The organism is Methylobacterium trifolii (assembly GCF_022179685.1).
Lineage (GTDB): Bacteria > Pseudomonadota > Alphaproteobacteria > Rhizobiales > Beijerinckiaceae > Methylobacterium > Methylobacterium trifolii.
This window is the reverse complement of the sequence record NZ_BPRB01000035.1, coordinates 12,153-29,455: the sequence shown is the minus strand read 5'-3', so window position 1 is coordinate 29,455 and position 17,303 is coordinate 12,153. Positions and strand designations below refer to the sequence as shown.

Genomic DNA, 17,303 nt, shown 5'->3' with positions numbered 1-17,303 from the left:
CGCGAAGCGGGTCGGGAGAGGGAAGCGCCGTAGCCGGACAACGCGTTCCCCTCTCCCGACCCTCGCTGACGCGAGGGCCGCCCTCCTGCGCAGAGGGGGGAGGGAGACGCCCGGTGTTTGGGAAAGTGTGAGCCGGGCGCAGGTATTCACTGCTCAGACCTTCTTGATCACGGCCTTGCCGAACAGGCCGACCGGGCGGACCGAGAGCACGACGAGGAGCAGGATCAGGCCCGGCACGTCCTTGTAGCCGGTGGAGATGTAGAAGCCGGTCATCGTCTCGGCCACGCCCAGGATCAGGCCGCCGACGATGACGCCGAGGCCCGACTCCAAGCCGCCGATGATCGCCACCGCGAAGGCCTTCAGGGCCAGCACCGCGCCCATGGTGGCGCCGGTCAGCGTCACGGGGGCGACGAGGACGCCTGCGAAGGCCGCGGTCATGGCGCTGATCGAGTAGGACAGGGTGATGACGCGCTTGGTGTTGATGCCCATCAGGCCGGCCGCGTCGATGTCGTTCGAGGTGGCGATCACCGCCTTGCCCCAGATCGACTTGCGGTTGAAGATCTCGACCGCGAGCATCATCAGCAGGGCGCCGGCGATGATCAGCAGCTCCATCGGCAGGATGCGGACGCCGGCGACCTGGATCGCCTCCTCGGGAAGCGGCGAAGGGAACTTGAGGTCGTCCCGGCCCCAGATGTTCTCGGCAAGATTCTTGAAGATGATGCCAAGCGCGATGGTCGCCATGATCCACCCGTACTCGGACTTGATCTTCACCGCCGGGCGCACGGCCAGCCGCTCGACCACGGCGCCGAGTGCGAAGCCGAAGACCAGCACCAGCGGGATCATCAGCCAGTAGCCGGTGAAGGGCGCCAGCGTCAGGCCGAACAGGGCGCCCAGCGCCAGCGCCTCGCCCTGGCCGAAGTTCAGGGTCTTGGAGGTCGCGAAGGTGAGCTGGTAGCCGAAGGCGATGGCGGCGTAGATCATGCCGACCGCGACGCCGGACGCGACGAGCTGCAGGAAGATGGTCATCTGGTTCGAATGCCCGTCTCGGGTGGGTCGCGCGCCTCGCCCCGTCCGGACCACCCCCGCGCGCCCACGCGGGGGATGGCCTTGCCCGGACGGCCCGTCCCGCCGCCGGGCGGCCCGGCGGCGGTCATGATCGATACCGATCCCGAAGGATCAGTTCGAGGTCTTCTCCTTGAGGCGGACGACGCCGGCGTTCTTGGCGTCCTCGGCCTTGTCGTAGACGATCTTGCCGTCCTGGACCTTGCCGAACACCACCATGTTGCGGGTGATGGCGTTGTGGTCGGTGGCCGTGAACGGCTTGTCGTAGGTGGTGACCACGCCCTCGACCTTGGTGTTCAGGTTCTCCAGGGCTTCGCGGATCTTCGGCCCGTCGGTCGAGCCGGCCTGCTTGATCGCGGCGGCGATCAGGAACACCGAATCGTAGCCCTGCGCGCCCGCCACCGGGGTCGGGATCTTCGTGACGCCGTAGGTCTTGTAGTAGTCTTCGAGGAAGGTCTTGCGCTTGGGCAGCGTCTTATCCTCGATGAAGGTCTGCGGCATGATCACGCCGTTGCCGTTGCTGCCGGCGATGTCGATGAAGCTCTGCATCGAGGCGGGCCAGGACGTGATCATCGGCACCTTCCAGCCGAGCTTGGCCATGCCGTTGGCGATCTGCGCCAGCTCCGGCCCGATGCCGTAGGCCAGGATCACCTCGGCACCGGCCTGCTGCGCCTTCAGCAGCTGGGCCGTCATGTCGACGTCCTTGATGTTGAACTTCTCCACCGCCACCGGCTTCACGCTCTTGGTGGCGAGGTACTTCTCGATGTCCTCGCGGCCGAGCTGGCCGTAATTGGTCGAGTCGGCGAGCACCGCGATCTTCTTGTGGCCCTTGGCCAGGGCCTCGTCGACCATCATGCCGGCCTGGAGCACGTCGTAGGCCGAGTTCCGGAAGACGTAGTTGCTGTCGTAGTCCGGGGTCTTGAACTGGTTGGTGATGACGGTGCCGGTGGCGACGTTGTTGAACACCGGGATCTCGGCTTCCTGGTAGAAGCGCTGGGCGGCCAGGGCCACGCCGGTGTTGATGAAGCCCAAGGTCGCGACGACCTTTTCCTTGTTGATGAGTTCCTGGGCGACCTGCGCGCCGACCTCGTTCTTGGCCTCGTCGTCGCGCTCGACCAGCTGGATCTGGCGGCCGAGCACGCCGCCGTTCTTGTTGATCTCGGCGGCGGCCAGGCGCGCACCGTCGCGCATCGAGACGCCCATGGCCGAGGAGCCGCCGGTATAGGGGCCGGTCACGCCGATCTTGATCGGGTCCGCCGCAAAGGCCGGCATCGCCAGGGCCGTTGCCAGCGCCGTCGCACCGAACAGGGTGCCGACGAACGCACGCGTCGTGGGTTTCATTCCGTGTCTCCTCCGTAGTGCTGACGCCAGCTTAGTCTGTCGCGGGTATCACCTCTGCCTCTTGAACGGGCAGATCTCGTCCGAATGGATTATGCATTTTCCGTCGCCATAGCGTGGCGGCGCAGTGTTGTCGAACGTTTCCTCGAAGGTAATGACACGCCGGCTGCTCTGTCAGGACACGTCGAGAAGACCCTCGGCAATCCTGCCGACGGACGATTCTTCTTCGGCGTCGCCGAAGGGCATCGCTCGTCCCGTCGAAGGCGCGCGAACCCCGCCTCAGCGGTGGCTGAGGATCAGCGTGATCATGATGGCTGAGAAGCCGGTGAACATCACGACGCCGAGCACGAGGCTCGCGAAGCTGGTCGCCGAGATGTAGGTGCCGGCGACGTTGCCGAGGACGCGCGCCACGCCCCCGCGTTCGCCGCTGCCGGGATGGCCGCAGGAGGGGCAGGCGCGCGCCTGCTCCGAGACCGGGTGATTGCAGGCAGGGCATGGGACCAGAGCCATGGAGACCTCCTCGTTCCACGGTCGCGGCCGCCGCGCCGGACAGGCTCGCACCGTCAAGCTTGAACGCCGGAGACCGCGCCGGGTTGCGTGACGCGCCGCAGGGTGAGGTTGCAGCGCCCACCAGCCGGCAGGATTCCCGGCAGCGGGTCCTCGGCGGCGCCGAGGAGGTCGCCCGCCGGCAGGATGCGGTCCACCCCGTGGTGGATCAGGCGCGAGGGGCCGCCCATCACCAGGGCGTCGCCTGCCATGAGGCGGATCGAGCGGGTGGGGTCGGACCGCCGCAGGCCGCCGTAGCGGAACAGGGCCGGGGCGCCGAGCGAGAGCGACAGCACGGGGGCCGACAGGTCCGCCTCGTCCCGGTCCTGGTGCAGCCCCATGCGGGTGCCCGGGGCGTAGAGGTTGATGAGGCAGGCCTCCGGCGGGGCGGTGTGGCCTGACAGGTCTTCCCAGGCCTCCAGGACCGCCGCCGGCATGGCCGGCCAGGGCGCGCCCGTCTCGGGATGGTGGGGCTGGTAGCGGTAGCCGTCCCGGTCCGAGACCCAGCCGAGGGGGCCGCAATTCGACATCCGCACCGAGAACGGCTTGCCGGTGCGCGGCATCCGCGGCGTGACGGGCGGGGCCGCCGCCAGCACGGCCGCGACGTCCGCGGCGAGCCGGCGCCGGGCCGCGGCATCGAGCCGGCCGGGATGGTGGATCAGCCCGGGCGCGAGTTCGACCGGCATGGCGGGAGCCCGGTCAGGTCTCGTCGATGTGCCGCTCCAGCACCGTCTTCATCGCCACGGTGGTGTCGGCGTTCAGCCGATAGACCAGCGGCACGCCGGTGGCGATCTCCAGCCCGGCGATTGTCGCGGGGTTGAGGTGGTCGAGCACCATCACCAGGGCGCGCAGGGAGTTGCCGTGGGCGGCCACCAGCACCCGGTCGCCCGCCATCACGCGGGGCAGGATGGTCTCGATGTAGTAGGGCAGCACGCGGGCGGCGGTGTCCTTCAGGCTCTCGCCGCCCGGCGGCGGCACGTCGTAGGAACGGCGCCACTGGTGCACCTGCTCGGCGCCCCAGCGTTGGCGGGCGTCCTCCTTGTTGAGGCCGGAGAGGTCGCCGTAATCGCGCTCGTTCAGGGCCTCGGAGCGGATCGTCTCGATCTCGGTGAGGTCCATCTCCTGCAGCAGCAGGCTGCTGGTGCGCTGGGCCCGCTTGAGCTTGGAGGTGAAGGCCACGTCGAAGCCGTAGCCTTCGCCCTTGAGCCAGCGCCCGGCCTTCCGGGCCTCCTCGATGCCGAGGTCGGTCAGGTCCGGGTCGCGCCAGCCCGTGAACAGGTTCTTGAGGTTCCAGTCGCTCTGGCCGTGGCGAGCGAGGACGAGCAGGCGCTCCATCGCGAAAGATTCCTTGGGGTCGGGCCGGCGGATCGGCGCCGACTACATGCGGCCGGCTCGTAGCAGAGGCGGTGCCAACGCCCAAGCTCGGGCACTACAGGCCGAGCACGTCCGTCATGGAATAGAGGCCGGGGGGCTTGGGATGTGCCCACAGGGCCGCCCTGACGGCGCCGGCCGCGAACAGGCCGCGATCCTCGGCGTGGTGGCTGATGGTGATGCGCTCGCCGGCGCCTGCGAAGATCACGCTGTGGTCGCCGACCACGCTGCCGCCGCGCAGCGTCGCGAAGCCGATGTCGCCGGGCCTGCGGGCCCCGGTATGGCCGTCGCGGGTCGAGACGCGCACCTCCGCCAGGTCCACGCCGCGGCCCTCGGCGGCGGCCTCGCCCAGCAGCAGCGCCGTGCCGGAGGGCGCATCGACCTTCATCCGGTGGTGCATCTCGGCGATCTCGATGTCGAAGTCCGGTCCCAAAGCCGCCGCGACCCGCCGCACCAGGTCGGCCACGAGGTTGACGCCCAGCGACATGTTGCCAGAGCGCACGATGCGGGCGTGGTAGGCGGCGGCCCGGAGCTTGGCGAGGTCGGCCTCCGACAGGCCCGTGGTGCCTACCACGTGGACGATGCGGGCCTGGGCCGCGAGTTCGGCGAAGTGGACGGTGGCGGCAGGACCTGTGAAGTCGAGCACCCCGTCGGTCGCGGCGAACGCCGTCAGCGGGTCGTCCGTGACCGGCACGCCCAGGGGCGGCAGGCCGGCCAGCACCCCGGCATCCTGGCCGAGCGCGGCCGAGCCCTCGCGCTCGATCGCCCCCGACAGGGTGCAGCCCTCGGCCTGCGCCACCGCGCGCACCAGCATCCGCCCCATGCGCCCGTCGGCGCCCACAACGACGAGCCGCATTGTCTCGGATCTGCCTCTGTTAGGGGGCTGGCAGGTTCACGCAGCGCCCGCGCCCGGATGAGTCACTATTCCGGAACGCGGTTCCCCGCCCCATCCCAAGTCGGGCTTGCCCGACTTGAGCCAGCGAGAGTGCGGATCTCGGCCAAGCCCGAGATCCGTGGGGGAGGAGAGGCCGCACTCGGGTCGCGGCACGTCCGCGACCTGCCCGGCCGGAGGCGTCGAGAACCTAGACGGCTTCCGGCGCGATCGGCTCCAGGCCGCCGATGTGGCGCTGGGCGTAGAGCGGCAGGCCGATCTGGCCGATCAGTTCGAGCTGCGTCTCGAGGAAGTCGATATGGCCCTCCTCGTCCTCGGCCAGGGCCTCGAACAGCTTCTTCGTGACCCGGTCGTTGATCGAATCGCAGTACTTGGCGGCTTCCAGGTAGAGGGCGCGGGCCTCGTTCTCGGCCGCGAGGTCGCACGTGATGATCTCCTGGACGTTCTGGCCGATCCGCAGCGGATCGAGTTCCTGGAGGTTCGGGAAGCCGTCGAGGAACAGGATGCGGTCCACGAAGCGGTCCGCGTGGTTCATCTCCTCGATCGATTCCTTGCGCCAGAACTTCGCGAGCTCGATGTAGCCCCAGTCGTTCAGCATGCGGAAATGCAGCCAGTACTGGCTCACGGCCGTCAGTTCGCTGCGCAGGCCCCGGTTGAGGTACTCGATGACCTTGGTGTCGCCCTTCATCCGATCGGACTCCCCTTCTGTCCCGTCTGGTTCGGGAGGGGATGGGCCGGGCTCAAGCCGTCAGGCGGCGATCCCCTCACCCGCAGTTTGGACCTTTCCCAAACTACATCCGCTCGCGCAACCCGTATTGCAGGCATGGCTGCCCCCATGCGCGGCGTCCAGGGCCGCACCTTCGAGGGCGTTGCGCATGATCGCGCGGATGGTGCGGGCGCAGCGCCCGCATTTCGGGCTGCAGCCGAGGCAGGCATAGACCTGGGCGGGCGTGCGCGGACAGGCCGGGCCGCCGTTGAGGCAGTCGCGCACGGCGCCGTCGGACAGGACGTTGCAGGAACAGACGATCATGCGATCCGTAAAACCCGCCTTCTCGTGTGGAATGCCCCGCGGCTGAAGCGGGTCGTCTTAGGTTCGCGCTAGATTAGAACTCTTGAAAACTAGTTGATTTTCAACGCGTTAGCGACAGGAGACGAGATGACACCGGCGCAATGGACGGTCAAGGGCGCGAGGCATCCATGTCCTCGATTCGATCGCGCGCGCCGGACTTTTTGATGGCATGCGGGCGGTCATGCCACGGGCGGCTTCGGGTTGGCACGATGTTCGGTTAACGATCCTCCGCTAGAAACGCCCGCAGCCGCGCCGTCCCCGCGAAGGACCGCGCAGCGGGCCGGGGACGTGGCGGACCGAGGAGATGTCGGCTTTGGGCGAGGACGATCCGGACATGCGCCCGCAGGACCAGCCTGCTCCGGGAGCGCCCGCGCCCTCCGAGCCCGCGCCTTCGGAGCCCGCCCCGTGGGAGATCGTGCTGCCCGAGGAGGGCGCCACGGAGGACCTCGGCCTGTTCCTGTCCGAGTTCCTGATGCCGGGCGACCTCGTGGCGCTCTCCGGCGGCCTCGGCGGCGGCAAGACCACGCTCGCTCGCGCCCTGATCCGCGAGATGGCGCGCGACCCGGCGCTCGAAGTCCCGAGCCCGACCTTCACCCTGATCCAGCCCTACGCGGCCCATGACGGGCGCGCCATCGTCCACGCCGACCTCTACCGCCTGCGCGGGCCGGACGAACTGGTGGAACTCGGCTTCGACGAGATGACCGAATCCGCCATCGCCCTGGTGGAGTGGCCCGACCGGCTGCCGCACCGGGACGGCCCGACGCTCACCATCGACCTCGCCCTGCGTCCCGAGTTCGGCGAGGGCTCGCGCTTCGCCCGCATCGACGGCAGCGGCGGCATGCGCGCGCGCCTCGACCGCGCCCGCGCCGTACGGGGGCTGCTCGCCCGCGCCAACTGGGACATGGCCGAGCGCCGGCTGATGCAGGGGGACGCCTCGTCGCGCGCCTACGAGCGCCTGACCAATGCCGACGGCACCAGCGCCGTGCTGATGATCTCGCCGCCGCGCCCGGACGGGCCGCCGGTGCGGGACGGCAAGCCCTACAGCGCCATCGTCAAGCTCGCCGAGAGCGTCCACGCCTTCGTGGCCCTGGACCGGGGCCTGCGGGCGCTGGGCTTCTCCGCGCCGCGCATCTACGGCGAGGACCTCGCCGAGGGCCTGCTGATCCTGGAGGACCTCGGCAGCGAGCCGGTGGCGGATGCGAGCGGCCCGCGGCCGGAGCGCTATTCGGAGGCGACGCGGCTGCTGGCCAAGCTGCACGCCACGGAACTGCCGGGCGTGCTGCCGGTGGCCGAGGGCATCGACCACGTCCTGCCCACCTACGACGTGGAGGCCCTGCTGTTCGAGGCCGAGCTGCTGCCGGACTGGTACGCTCCGGCGATCCGGAACGTGACCCTGTCGCAGGCCGCCCGCGCCGACTTCGTCCGGCTCTGGCGCGAGGCACTGAAAGGGGCGGTTCCCGACCGGCCGACCTGGACCTTGCGCGACTACCACTCGCCGAACCTGATCTGGCTGCCCGAGCGCACGGGGCTGGAGCGCGTCGGCCTGATCGACTTCCAGGACGCGGTCCTCGGCCACCCGGCCTACGACGTGGCCTCGCTGCTCCAGGATGCCCGCGTCGACGCCAGCGCCGAGTTCGAGCTGCGCCTGCTCGGCCTCTACGCCCGCGAGCGCCGGGCCCGCGACCCCGGCTTCGACGTGGGCGCCTTCGCCACCGCCTACGCGCTGCTGGCCGCGCAGCGCGCCACCAAGATCCTGGGGATCTTCGCCCGTCTCGACCGGCGCGACGGCAAGCCCGGCTACCTCGCCCACCTGCCGCGGATCGAGGGCTACCTCGCCCGCAACCTCGCCCATCCGGCGCTCTCCGACCTGCGTGCCTGGCACGCGGAGCACCTGCCGGACCTGGTGAAGCCCACCATCGACGTGGCCTGACCGCCGCCTCCCCACAGTCGAGCCGACCGCATGAGCGAGACCCGAGACGCCGCGATTCCCGCCGTCACCCGCGCCTTCGTCCTCGCGGCGGGCCTGGGCAAGCGCATGCGGCCCGTGACCGCGACGGTGCCGAAACCCCTGGTGGAGGTGGCCGGCAAGGCCCTTCTCGACCACGCCCTCGACCGCGCGGCGGAGGCCGGCATCGAGACGGCCGTGGTCAACGTCCACTATCTCGCCGACCTGATCGAGGGGCACCTCGCCCGCCGCGAGACGGCCCCGCGCATCGTCGTCTCCGACGAGCGCGCGGCGCTGCTGGAGACCGGCGGCGGCATCCGGAAGGCGCTCGAGCTTGTCGGCGACGGGCCGTTCGTGGTGCTGAACTCGGATTCCTTCTGGCTCGAGGGCCCGAACCCCAACCTCGCGCGCATGATCGCGGGCTGGGACGCCGACGCCATGGACGTCCTGCTGCTGGTCGCCCCCACCGCCACCAGCCTCGGCTACGAGGGCGCGGGCGACTTCGTGATGGACCCGGACGGGCGCCTGGAACGGCGCGGCGAGCGCGAGATCGCCCCCTTCATCTACGCGGGCGTCGCGATCCTGAAGCCGGAACTGTTCGCCGACACGCCGGAGGGCGCCTTCTCCCTCAACCTGCTGTTCGACCGGGCCATTGCGAACGCGCGCCTGTTCGGCGTGCGCCTCGACGGCCAGTGGCTGCACGTCGGCACGCCGGAGGCGATCCGGGCGGCGGAGGAGCGGGTGCGGCTGAGCGCGCGGGAGGGGTGAGGCGCCAAGGCTTGGGGCGTTTGAAGAACGAACAATGAACGCGTAGAGTCGTCGTTGCAGGCGGTCGCCGGATCGGGCGCGCCGTCGTGCGTCGGCCCGGTTCGGCGAAGCGGTGATGGAACCTCGCATGCCCGACTCCCACGTCTTCACCATCTCCCGCGGCGCGCCCTTCCTGCCGACCCTGGCCGAGGCCCTGATCGACGGGCGCCTCGTGGGCCCGGTCGGGGCCGATCCCCTGGCGCTGGCCGGCGTGACGGTGTTCCTGCCCACGCGCCGGGCGACCCGCGCGCTGGCGGCGATCCTCGGACGGCGCCTCGGCGCGGCGGCGCTGCTGCCGCGGATGATTCCCCTGGGCGAGGCCGACGAGGCGGAACTCGATCTCGCCGCCGAGCCGCTGCTGGAGAACGGCCCCGACAGCCTCAACCCGCCGATCCCGCCCCTGGAGCGGCGTCTCATCCTCGCCCGCCTCGTCCAGGCCTGGGCCGACACGGTGGACCGCCGGCTCCTGCCCATCGACGACGACGTGCCGTTCCTGGTGCCGTCCTCGCCGGCCGACGCCATCGGCCTCGCCGGCGACCTCGAACGCCTGATGGATGCGCTGACCGTGGAGGGGTTGCCCTGGTCGGAGATCGGCGCCGCCGTCGAGGCGGAATACTCCCGCTATTTCGGCCTCACCCTCGACTTCCTGCGCATCGCCGCCGAGGCGTGGCCGGCGATCCTGGCCGAGCGGAGTTTGAGTGACCCGGTCTTCCGCGCCCGAAGCCTCGTCCTGGCCGAGGCGGCGCGCCTCGCGCGCGAGCGGCCGGACGACCCGGTGGTGATCGCCGGCTCGACCGGCTCGGTGCCGGCCACCGCCAAGTTGATCGCTGCCGTCGCGGGTCTGCGCCGGGGCGCCGTGGTGCTGCCGGGCCTCGACCTGGACCTCGATGCGACCGGATGGGACGCGATCGAGACGGGGGAGGGGCCTACGCGCGCGATCGCCCACGGCCACCCGCAGGCGGTGCTGCACCGCCTGCTCGGCCCGGACTGCATGAACCTGCCGCGCGGGGCCGTGACCGACCTCGGCCGCTCTCGCCCCGAGGAGGCGGCGCGGGCGCGCCTCCTGTCCGAGGCCCTGCGGCCTGCCGAGACGACGGACGCCTGGGCGCGCCTGGATGCGCAGGAACGCGACGCCACCGCCGCTCTCGGGCTCGCGGGGCTCGCCGTGGTGGAGGCGGCCGACGAGCGGGAGGAGGCGCTCGTCGCCGCGATCGCCCTGCGCGAGACCCTGGAGACCTCTGGCGCCAGCGCCGCCCTGGTCACCCCGGACCGGGGGCTGGCCATACGCGTGGCTGCCGAACTCGCCCGCTGGGGCATCGTCGCCGAGGATTCGGCCGGCCTCCCCCTGGCGCGCAGCCCCGCGGGGCGGCTGGCGCGGCTTGCCGCGGAACTGGCCGCCGACCTCCTCATCCGCGCAGGCGACCGGCACGGCGACGCGATCCCCGCCCGGATCATCGCCCTGCTGGCCCATCCCCTGGTGCGGATCGGGCTGCCGCGGGGCGAGGTCGTGCGCGGCGCGGCGGCCCTGGAGATCGGGGCGTTGCGCGGGCCGGCGCCCAAGGCCGGATTTGCCGGCATCCGCGCGGCTTTGCGCGACCAGCGGCAGGGCGAGGGCCAGCGCCGCCCCCGCGCCAAGCAGCGCCTGACCGACCTCGACTGGGACCTGGCCGAGCGGGTCGTGGACGGCCTGGAGGCGGCCTTCGTCGACTTCCCGGCCCCGGACGAGGCGAAGACCGGCGATCTCGTCACCCTCGCCGGCCGCCACCGGGCCGCCTGCGAGTGGCTGCTCGAAGGGCCGCCGGACGACCGGGAGCCCGCCCCCGAGGCGTCGCTGGCCTGCCTCGACGCCCTGTTCGACGATTTCGCGATGGCCCGGCCCGACCGCCTCGACGGGCGCTTCGCCGACTACCCGGCCTTCTTCACGGCGCTGGCCCGCGAGCGGGTCGTGGCCTGCGCAGGGACGGCCCCGCATCCGCGCCTGCGCATCCTCGGCCTGCTGGAAGCCCGCCTGCTCGGTGCCGACCGCGTCGTCCTCGGCGGCCTCGACGAGGGCGTCTGGCCGATGAAGACCGTCACCGACGCCTTCCTCAACCGCCCGATGCGCGAGCGCGTCGGCCTCGATCCGCCCGAGCGCCGCGTCGGCCAGATGGCGCACGACTTCGTCCAGGCCCTGGGCTGCCGCGACGCGGTGATCACCCGCGCGCTCAAGCGCGAGGGCGCGCCGACCGTGCCGTCCCGGCTGCTCCAGCGCCTGCGCGCGTTTTCAGGCGAAACGCGCTGGGGGGAGGCGCTGGCCGCCGGGCGGCGCTTCACCGGCTATGCCGCGGCCCTCGACGCCGCCCCGGCCCAACCCCGCCTGACCCAGCCGAAGCCGCGGCCGGACCCGGCCCTGTTCCCGCGCCGCCTGAGCGTCACCGAGATCGAGACTTTGGTGCGCGACCCCTACGTCATCTTCGCCCGCCACGTCCTCGGGCTCGATCCCCTGGAGCCGGTGGCCGCCGCGCCCGGCGCCAGCGACCGGGGCTCCATCGTCCACGACGTCTTCGGGCGCTTCGCGCTGAAATACCCGGCCGACCTGCCCGATCCAGGCCTCGCACGCGAAGTCCTGGCGCAGGTCGCCGTCGACCACTTCACGGATATCAAGGACACCTATCCCGAACTCTATGCCGAGTGGTGGCCCCGCTACGAGCGCACGGCCGGCGCCTACCTGCCCTGGGAGGCCGCCCGCCGCCCGGACCTCGCCCGCATCCACCCCGAGATCTCCGGCCGCTGGGCGATCCCCATGGGCCGGGAGGTCTTCACCCTGCGCGCCCGCGCCGACCGGATCGAACTGCGCCCGGACGGCAGCGCCTGCATCGTCGACTTCAAGACCGGCCAGCCGCCGGGCAACCGCGAGGTCTTCGCCGGCTTCTCGCCGCAGCTCACCCTGGAGGCCGCGATGCTGATGGCCGGCGCCTTCGAAGGCCTCCCTGCCGTGAAGGCGACGCCCGACCTTCTCTACGTCCACGCCTCCGGCGGCCGAAAGCCCTTCGTGCCGGCGCCTTTCAAGCCTCCGCGGGGGGAGGCCCGGACGGTGGACGCGATCGTGGCCGAGCATGCCGGGCGCCTGCGCGGGCTGGTGGCCCGCTTCATGGCCGGGGAGGCGGCCTACACCTCGCGGCCCTACCCGAAATTCGCGAAGTCCTACGGCGATTACGACCATCTCGCCCGCGTGCTGGAATGGTCGCTCGGGGGCGAGGGAGAGGGCTGATGGCCGAAGACGCCTTCGTCGTCGACGACCTGACGCGGGAGCGTCAGCGCGACGCGGCCGACCCGCGCGCCTCGGCCTGGGTCTCGGCCAATGCCGGGGCCGGCAAGACCAAGGTGCTCACCGACCGGGTGGTGCGCCTGCTCCTCGACGGGGCGGCGCCCGGGCGCATCCTCTGCCTCACCTTCACCAAGGCGGCCGCCGCCAACATGTCGATCCAGGTGTTCCGGCTGCTCGGGCGCTGGGTCACCCTGGACGACGCCGCGCTCGGCGCTGAGCTCGCCGACCTCACAGGCGCCACCCCCAGCCGCGAGCGACTGGAAGCGGCGCGCCGCCTGTTCGCCCGCGCGGTGGAGACGCCGGGGGGCCTCAAGATCGAGACCCTGCACGCCCTCTGCGAGCGACTGCTGCACATGTTCCCCTTCGAGGCGAACGTGCCGGCCCGCTTCGTGGTGCTGGACGAGGACCAGTCGCGGGCCGCCTTCGCCCTGGAGACCGACAACGTGCTGGCCGACGCGGTGAGGGGCGACCCGGTCCTGAGCGACGCCCTGGCCCGGGTCGCGCCCGAGGCCTCGGGCGACATCCTGCGCCGGGCGATCCGCGCCGCGATGTCGGCCCGCACGGTGCTCGGCGACCGACGGGGCCTGGGGCCGCAATTCGCGGCCCTGCACGCGGCCCTCGGGCTCGGCGCGCGGGAGACGGCCGAGACGATCGAGAAGAGCATCCTCGACGGCGGCCTCGGCGACCTGCACGATCTTGCCGCGCGCCTGCGCACCGGTAAGTCCACCGACGAGGGGCTAGCCGATGCCCTGCTGGCGGTCGAGGCGGCGGGCGCGAGGGCCGACGCCCTCGACGCTTACCGGTCGGTCTTCTTCACCGCCAAGGACGAGCCGAAGGCCGACAGGAGCCTCGGCACCAAGGCCGTGCCGGAGGCCCTGCGCGAGGCGCTCATCAACGAGCGCGACCGGCTCGTGCCCCTGTTCGACCGTCTGCGGGCGGCCCACGCCCTTGCCCGCACCCGCGCCCTGTTCACCCTGGCGGCCGAGATCCACCGCCGCGTGGAGGCGCAGAAGGCGCGGCTGGGCGCCCTCGACTTCGACGACCTGATCCACAAGACCCTCGACCTGCTCTCGCGGGTCGGGGCCGGGTGGGTGCTGTACAAGCTCGACCGCGGCATCGACCACGTCCTGATCGACGAGGCGCAGGACACCAACCCGCAGCAATGGGCGATCCTCGACGCGATCACGGCCGAGTTCGCGGCCGGCGAGGGCGCTCGGGAATTGCGGCGCACCCGCTTCGCGGTGGGCGACCCGAAGCAGTCGATCTACAGCTTCCAGGGCGCGGAGCCCCGCGAGTTCGCCCGGACCCGCGCGGCCTGGATCGGCGCGGCCAAGGCCGCCGGGATGGACTTCGCGGACGTACCCCTGACCCTGTCGTTCCGCTCGACGGAGAGCGTGCTCCGGGCGGTCGACGCGGTCTTCTCCGTGCCGGAGCATTACGAGGGGCTGTCCTTCGACGATGCGGCCGTGGGCACGGTTCATACGAGCGCCCGCCCGGGCGCTGCCGGCGCGGTCGAACTCTGGCCGGTGGCCGAGCCGGTGGAGGAGACCGAGCCCGATGCCTGGGCCGCCCCCGTCGACGCGCCGGAGGCCAACGCCCCGGCCATCGTCACCGCCCGGCGGATCGCGCGGGCCGTGCGGAGCTGGACGACGGTGGGCGACGAGGGCGGCCGGGTCTGGCGGCCCGGCGAGATCCTGGTCCTGGTGCGCAAGCGCGGGGCGGCCTTCGAGGAGGTGATCCGGGCCCTGAAGGGCCTCGCCGTGCCGGTCGCCGGCCAGGACCGCCTCGACGTCGCCGCCCACATCGCGGTCGCCGACCTCGTCGCGGTCGGCCGCGCCGGGCTGCTGCCGGCCGACGACCTGACGCTTGCCACCGCTCTCAAGACGCCCCTGGTCGGGCTGTCCGACGACGACCTCGTCCGCATCGCGGCCCGCCGCGACCTCGCGGAAACTTTGGAGGACGCCCTTCACCGGCACGCCGACATGGGCGACGCCGCCGCGATCGCCGGTCTCGCGGCCCTGTCCGGCTGGATCGCGCTGGCCGGCGCCGAGGGGCCGTTCGGCTTCTACGCCGCCCTCCTCGGTCCCCGGAATGGGCGGGCAAAGCTCGTCGCGCGCCTCGGCGGCGAAGCCGGCGACGCCATCGACGTGTTCCTCGCAGCCGCCGCGCAGGCCGAGCAGGCCAACGACGCGCCTTCGCTCGGCGGGTTCCTCGCCCGCTACGTCGGCGCGGCGGGGGAGGGGGCGCACACGGTCAAGCGCGACATGGAATCGGGCCGCGACGAGGTCCGCGTGATGACCGTGCACGGCGCCAAGGGCCTGGAGGCCCCCGTCGTCGTGGTGATCGACGGCTGCGAGCCCCTCGGCCGCAACGACCCGCCGCTCCTGCCGATGGCGGCCATGGGTGCGGGCCTGCCACCGGTCTGGTCGAGCGCCAGATCCTACGACAACGCCGTCCTCGGCTCCGCGCGGGCCGCGTTGCAGGCCCGCGCCCGCGAGGAGCACAACCGGCTCCTCTACGTGGCGATGACGCGGGCGGCCGACCGGTTGGTGATCGCGCCCTATCGCGGGCACGAGCGCGAGACCGAGGCCGCCTGGTGCCGGATGGTGCTCGCCGGGATGGAGCGGCACGTCGGCCCCGGCGAGGCCGTCGAGACGACCTACGGTCCCGTCACCCTCTGGCGTGGGGGCGAGGCTGGGCTCCGGCCGGACGTGGACGCCGGCGCGCCTGCCGAGGCGACCCCGATCCCGGCATGGCTCCGCACGCCCGTGCCGGCCGAGGCCGAGGCGCCGCCGCCTCTCTCCCCGTCTGGGATGATGCAGGCCGCGGACGGCTCGCGGCTGATCCCGCCGCGGCAGGCCGACGCCGAGGCGCGCCGGCGCGGCGTCCTGATCCATGCCCTGCTGCAGCACCTGCCGCGGCTCGATCCGACCCGCCGGGACGCCGCGGCCCTGGCCTTCGTGGCGGCCCGCGCGCCGGGCCTGGCGGAGGGCAAGCACCGGGGCATCGTCCAGGCGGCGATGCGGGTCATCGGGGAGCCCGACCTCGCGCCCCTGTTCTCCGAGGGCGCGCGGGCGGAGGTGAGTCTGTCTGGGACGGTGCGGGTGGACGGGGCCGAGCGGTCGGTATTCGGCCGGGTCGACCGGCTCGCGGTGACGGACGGCACCGTCTGGCTGGCCGACTTCAAGACCGGTCGGCCGCCCGCCGCCGGGGCGGCGCTGCCGAAGGCCGATGCCGGCCAGATCGCCCTCTACGCCGCCCTGCTGGCGCGGATCTATCCGGAGCACCACATCCGGCCGGTGCTGGTCTGGGCCTCGGGGCCGGTGATCCGGCCCTTGAGCGAGGCGGAGATGGCCTCGGCGCTCGCCGAGGCCGGGCTGTCGACCTGATCAGCCTTCCTTGGCCTTGGGCGGGGTCAGCTTGAGGATCTTGCCGTCCGCCCCGTCCGTGACGGCGTAGACCGCCCCGTCCGGGCCGACCCGCACGTCGCGGATGCGGGCGTCGAGGGGCACGCGCTCCTCGGTGACGACCTTGTCGCCGTCGACCTTCAGCACCACGAGCCCCCCGCTGACGAGGCCGCCGACCAGAAAGTCGTTCTTCCAGGCCGGGAACAGGTCGCCGGTATAGAGGGCCATGCCGGAGGGGCCGATCACCGGGTCCCAGTAATAGACCGGCTGCACGGTGCCCGCCGCCTGGGTGACGCCGTCCCCCAGCGTCTCGCCGGAATACTCGATGCCGTAGGTCGCCACCGGCCAGCCGTAGTTCAGGCCCGGACGGGGCCGGTTCAGCTCGTCGCCGCCGCGGGGGCCGTGCTCCACCGTCCACAGCCGCCCTTGCGCGTCCAGCGCCGCGGACTGGACGTTGCGGTGGCCGTAGGACCAGATCTCGGCCTTGGCCTTGTCGCTGCCGGCGAAGGGGTTGTCCTTGGGCGCGTTGCCGTCCGTGTCGATGCGGAAGACCTTGCCGAGGCCGCTCGCGAGGTCCTGGGCCTGGACCCGCGTGACCTTGTCGGAGCGCTCGCCCACCGTAACGAAGAGCTTGCCGTCGCCCGAGAAGACCAGCCGCGAGCCGAAATGCTTGTCGCCGTCGTAGGTCGGCATCTGCCGGAAGACGACCTTGACCTCCTCGAGCTTGCCGCCGCCCTTGCCGTCCTCGGTGAGCTTGGCCTTGGCCACGGTGGTGCCGTTGCCCTTGTCGCGGGGCTCGGCGTAGCTGAAATAGACCATCCGGTCGGCGGAGAAGCCGGGGCTCAGGGCGATGTCGAGCAGGCCCCCCTGGCCGCGGGGATCGACCTTGGGCACGCCCGCGATGGCCGGACCCACCGTGCCGTCCTTGGCCACGATCCGGATCTTGCCGGCCTTCTCGGTGACGATCATCCGGCCGTCCGGCAGGAACTCCATCGCCCAGGGGCTCGCCAGCCCCTTCGCGACGGTGGCGACCTCGATCTTCGTGGCCTCGGCGGGCTTCGGGGCGCGGGTCTGATTCGGCAGCAGCGGCTTGTAGCGCGTGTTCGGCGCCTCGGTCTCGGCCGGGCTGTCGCCCGCACCCTTGGCGGCCGGCGCGCTGAACGCCTCGCCCTCGACTCGCGACGGCCGCGCCTCGGAGCCGCCCGCCCCTTGAGCGAAGGCCGGGGAGCCGAGGGCGACGGTGGCCAGGCCGGCCAGTGCGATGGAGCGGATTCGCGTCACCTGGGACATTCCTCATCTCGGAGCCGCCGTGCGGGACGGCGGGGGTGGCGGGCAGCCGACGGCCGCACCGCGTCTTCAGGCGCGCGCGGTTGCGCGCCGATGCTCGGTGAGGCGGAGATGGGGCGTAACCGGCCGGACTTCGAGGTTTTTCTCGGCCTCCCCCGTGCGCGCTGCCGGCATGAGGGCCGCGGGAGGCGGTCATGCAGGGCCCGCAAGGCGCCTTGACCGGGCCTCGCCCCATCGCCAATTCTGCCGCAGTCGCGCGAGCCGGCCGTTTG

13 protein-coding genes are annotated in these 17,303 nt (G+C 72.1%); 4 read left to right on the top strand and 9 right to left on the bottom strand.

From position 1 onward, the window contains the following. Window positions 1-153 precede the first annotated feature (153 nt). The 8 genes from COGEMETH_RS02995 to COGEMETH_RS02960 all read right to left on the bottom strand — a co-directional run bounded on the left by COGEMETH_RS02995 (window position 154) and on the right by COGEMETH_RS02960 (window position 6,239). Window positions 154-1,026, bottom strand: coding sequence for a branched-chain amino acid ABC transporter permease (locus tag COGEMETH_RS02995; RefSeq protein WP_238181143.1), 873 nt, complete (start codon window positions 1,024-1,026; stop codon window positions 154-156). A gap of 150 nt (window positions 1,027-1,176) precedes the next feature. After that, the gene (locus COGEMETH_RS02990; RefSeq protein ID WP_373875309.1) at window positions 1,177-2,334 is read right to left on the bottom strand and encodes an ABC transporter substrate-binding protein; all 1,158 of its coding nucleotides are present in this window, start codon (window positions 2,332-2,334) and stop codon (window positions 1,177-1,179) included. A gap of 345 nt (window positions 2,335-2,679) precedes the next feature. Then, window positions 2,680-2,910: a zinc ribbon domain-containing protein gene (locus COGEMETH_RS02985; RefSeq protein WP_238181141.1), complete on the bottom strand. Its 231-nt coding sequence runs from the start codon at window positions 2,908-2,910 to the stop codon at window positions 2,680-2,682. Window positions 2,911-2,963: 53 nt separating this feature from the next. Further along, on the bottom strand, window positions 2,964-3,632 hold the full coding sequence (locus tag COGEMETH_RS02980; RefSeq protein WP_238181140.1) for an alpha-ketoglutarate-dependent dioxygenase AlkB: 669 nt from the start codon (window positions 3,630-3,632) through the stop codon (window positions 2,964-2,966). A gap of 13 nt (window positions 3,633-3,645) precedes the next feature. Continuing rightward, window positions 3,646-4,281 (bottom strand): 2,3-bisphosphoglycerate-dependent phosphoglycerate mutase, encoded by a 636-nt coding sequence (locus tag COGEMETH_RS02975; protein ID WP_238181139.1) that lies wholly within the window; start codon window positions 4,279-4,281, stop codon window positions 3,646-3,648. A gap of 94 nt (window positions 4,282-4,375) precedes the next feature. After that, window positions 4,376-5,173 carry a 4-hydroxy-tetrahydrodipicolinate reductase gene (gene dapB, locus COGEMETH_RS02970; protein ID WP_238181138.1) on the bottom strand — a complete coding sequence of 266 codons (798 nt, stop codon included), beginning with the start codon at window positions 5,171-5,173 and terminating at the stop codon, window positions 4,376-4,378. A gap of 226 nt (window positions 5,174-5,399) precedes the next feature. Beyond that, window positions 5,400-5,897 carry a bacterioferritin gene (gene bfr / locus COGEMETH_RS02965; protein ID WP_238181137.1) on the bottom strand — a complete coding sequence of 166 codons (498 nt, stop codon included), beginning with the start codon at window positions 5,895-5,897 and terminating at the stop codon, window positions 5,400-5,402. Between the two features lie 60 nt (window positions 5,898-5,957). After that, the gene (locus tag COGEMETH_RS02960; RefSeq protein WP_238181136.1) at window positions 5,958-6,239 is read right to left on the bottom strand and encodes a (2Fe-2S)-binding protein; all 282 of its coding nucleotides are present in this window, start codon (window positions 6,237-6,239) and stop codon (window positions 5,958-5,960) included. Between the two features lie 343 nt (window positions 6,240-6,582). Here COGEMETH_RS02960 and tsaE point away from each other — a divergent pair, with 343 nt between their 5' ends. The 4 genes from tsaE to addA all read left to right on the top strand — a co-directional run bounded on the left by tsaE (window position 6,583) and on the right by addA (window position 15,726). Next, the gene (tsaE, locus tag COGEMETH_RS02955) at window positions 6,583-8,208 is read left to right on the top strand and encodes a tRNA (adenosine(37)-N6)-threonylcarbamoyltransferase complex ATPase subunit type 1 TsaE (protein WP_238181135.1); all 1,626 of its coding nucleotides are present in this window, start codon (window positions 6,583-6,585) and stop codon (window positions 8,206-8,208) included. Window positions 8,209-8,238: 30 nt separating this feature from the next. Next, window positions 8,239-8,991, top strand: a complete 753-nt coding sequence (locus COGEMETH_RS02950) for a nucleotidyltransferase family protein (protein WP_238181134.1) — start codon at window positions 8,239-8,241, stop codon at window positions 8,989-8,991. A 127-nt stretch (window positions 8,992-9,118) separates the two neighbouring features. Then, window positions 9,119-12,280, top strand: coding sequence for a double-strand break repair protein AddB (addB, locus tag COGEMETH_RS02945; protein WP_238181133.1), 3,162 nt, complete (start codon window positions 9,119-9,121; stop codon window positions 12,278-12,280). Further along, window positions 12,280-15,726 carry a double-strand break repair helicase AddA gene (addA, locus tag COGEMETH_RS02940; protein WP_238181132.1) on the top strand — a complete coding sequence of 1,149 codons (3,447 nt, stop codon included), beginning with the start codon at window positions 12,280-12,282 and terminating at the stop codon, window positions 15,724-15,726. The genes addB and addA overlap by 1 nt, the downstream gene beginning before the upstream one ends. Here the strand turns inward: addA and COGEMETH_RS02935 are convergent, their stop codons facing one another. Further along, window positions 15,727-17,025 carry a PQQ-dependent sugar dehydrogenase gene (locus tag COGEMETH_RS02935; protein WP_238181193.1) on the bottom strand — a complete coding sequence of 433 codons (1,299 nt, stop codon included), beginning with the start codon at window positions 17,023-17,025 and terminating at the stop codon, window positions 15,727-15,729. Between the last annotated feature and the right edge of the window lie 278 nt (window positions 17,026-17,303).

What these genes read in the sequence shown, in the direction of transcription:
- COGEMETH_RS02975 (WP_238181139.1), bottom strand. Translation starts at nt 4,281, where the DNA reads ATGGAGCGCCTGCTCGTCCTCGCTCGCCACGGCCAGAGCGACTGGAAC.
- COGEMETH_RS02950 (WP_238181134.1), top strand. Translation starts at nt 8,239, where the DNA reads ATGAGCGAGACCCGAGACGCCGCGATTCCCGCCGTCACCCGCGCCTTC.
- addA (WP_238181132.1), top strand. Translation starts at nt 12,280, where the DNA reads ATGGCCGAAGACGCCTTCGTCGTCGACGACCTGACGCGGGAGCGTCAG.
- COGEMETH_RS02960 (WP_238181136.1), bottom strand. Translation starts at nt 6,239, where the DNA reads ATGATCGTCTGTTCCTGCAACGTCCTGTCCGACGGCGCCGTGCGCGAC.
- COGEMETH_RS02990 (WP_373875309.1), bottom strand. Translation starts at nt 2,334, where the DNA reads ATGCCGGCCTTTGCGGCGGACCCGATCAAGATCGGCGTGACCGGCCCC.
- bfr (WP_238181137.1), bottom strand. Translation starts at nt 5,897, where the DNA reads ATGAAGGGCGACACCAAGGTCATCGAGTACCTCAACCGGGGCCTGCGC.
- COGEMETH_RS02995 (WP_238181143.1), bottom strand. Translation starts at nt 1,026, where the DNA reads ATGACCATCTTCCTGCAGCTCGTCGCGTCCGGCGTCGCGGTCGGCATG.
- dapB (WP_238181138.1), bottom strand. Translation starts at nt 5,173, where the DNA reads ATGCGGCTCGTCGTTGTGGGCGCCGACGGGCGCATGGGGCGGATGCTG.
- addB (WP_238181133.1), top strand. Translation starts at nt 9,119, where the DNA reads ATGCCCGACTCCCACGTCTTCACCATCTCCCGCGGCGCGCCCTTCCTG.
- COGEMETH_RS02980 (WP_238181140.1), bottom strand. Translation starts at nt 3,632, where the DNA reads ATGCCGGTCGAACTCGCGCCCGGGCTGATCCACCATCCCGGCCGGCTC.
- COGEMETH_RS02985 (WP_238181141.1), bottom strand. Translation starts at nt 2,910, where the DNA reads ATGGCTCTGGTCCCATGCCCTGCCTGCAATCACCCGGTCTCGGAGCAG.
- tsaE (WP_238181135.1), top strand. Translation starts at nt 6,583, where the DNA reads ATGTCGGCTTTGGGCGAGGACGATCCGGACATGCGCCCGCAGGACCAG.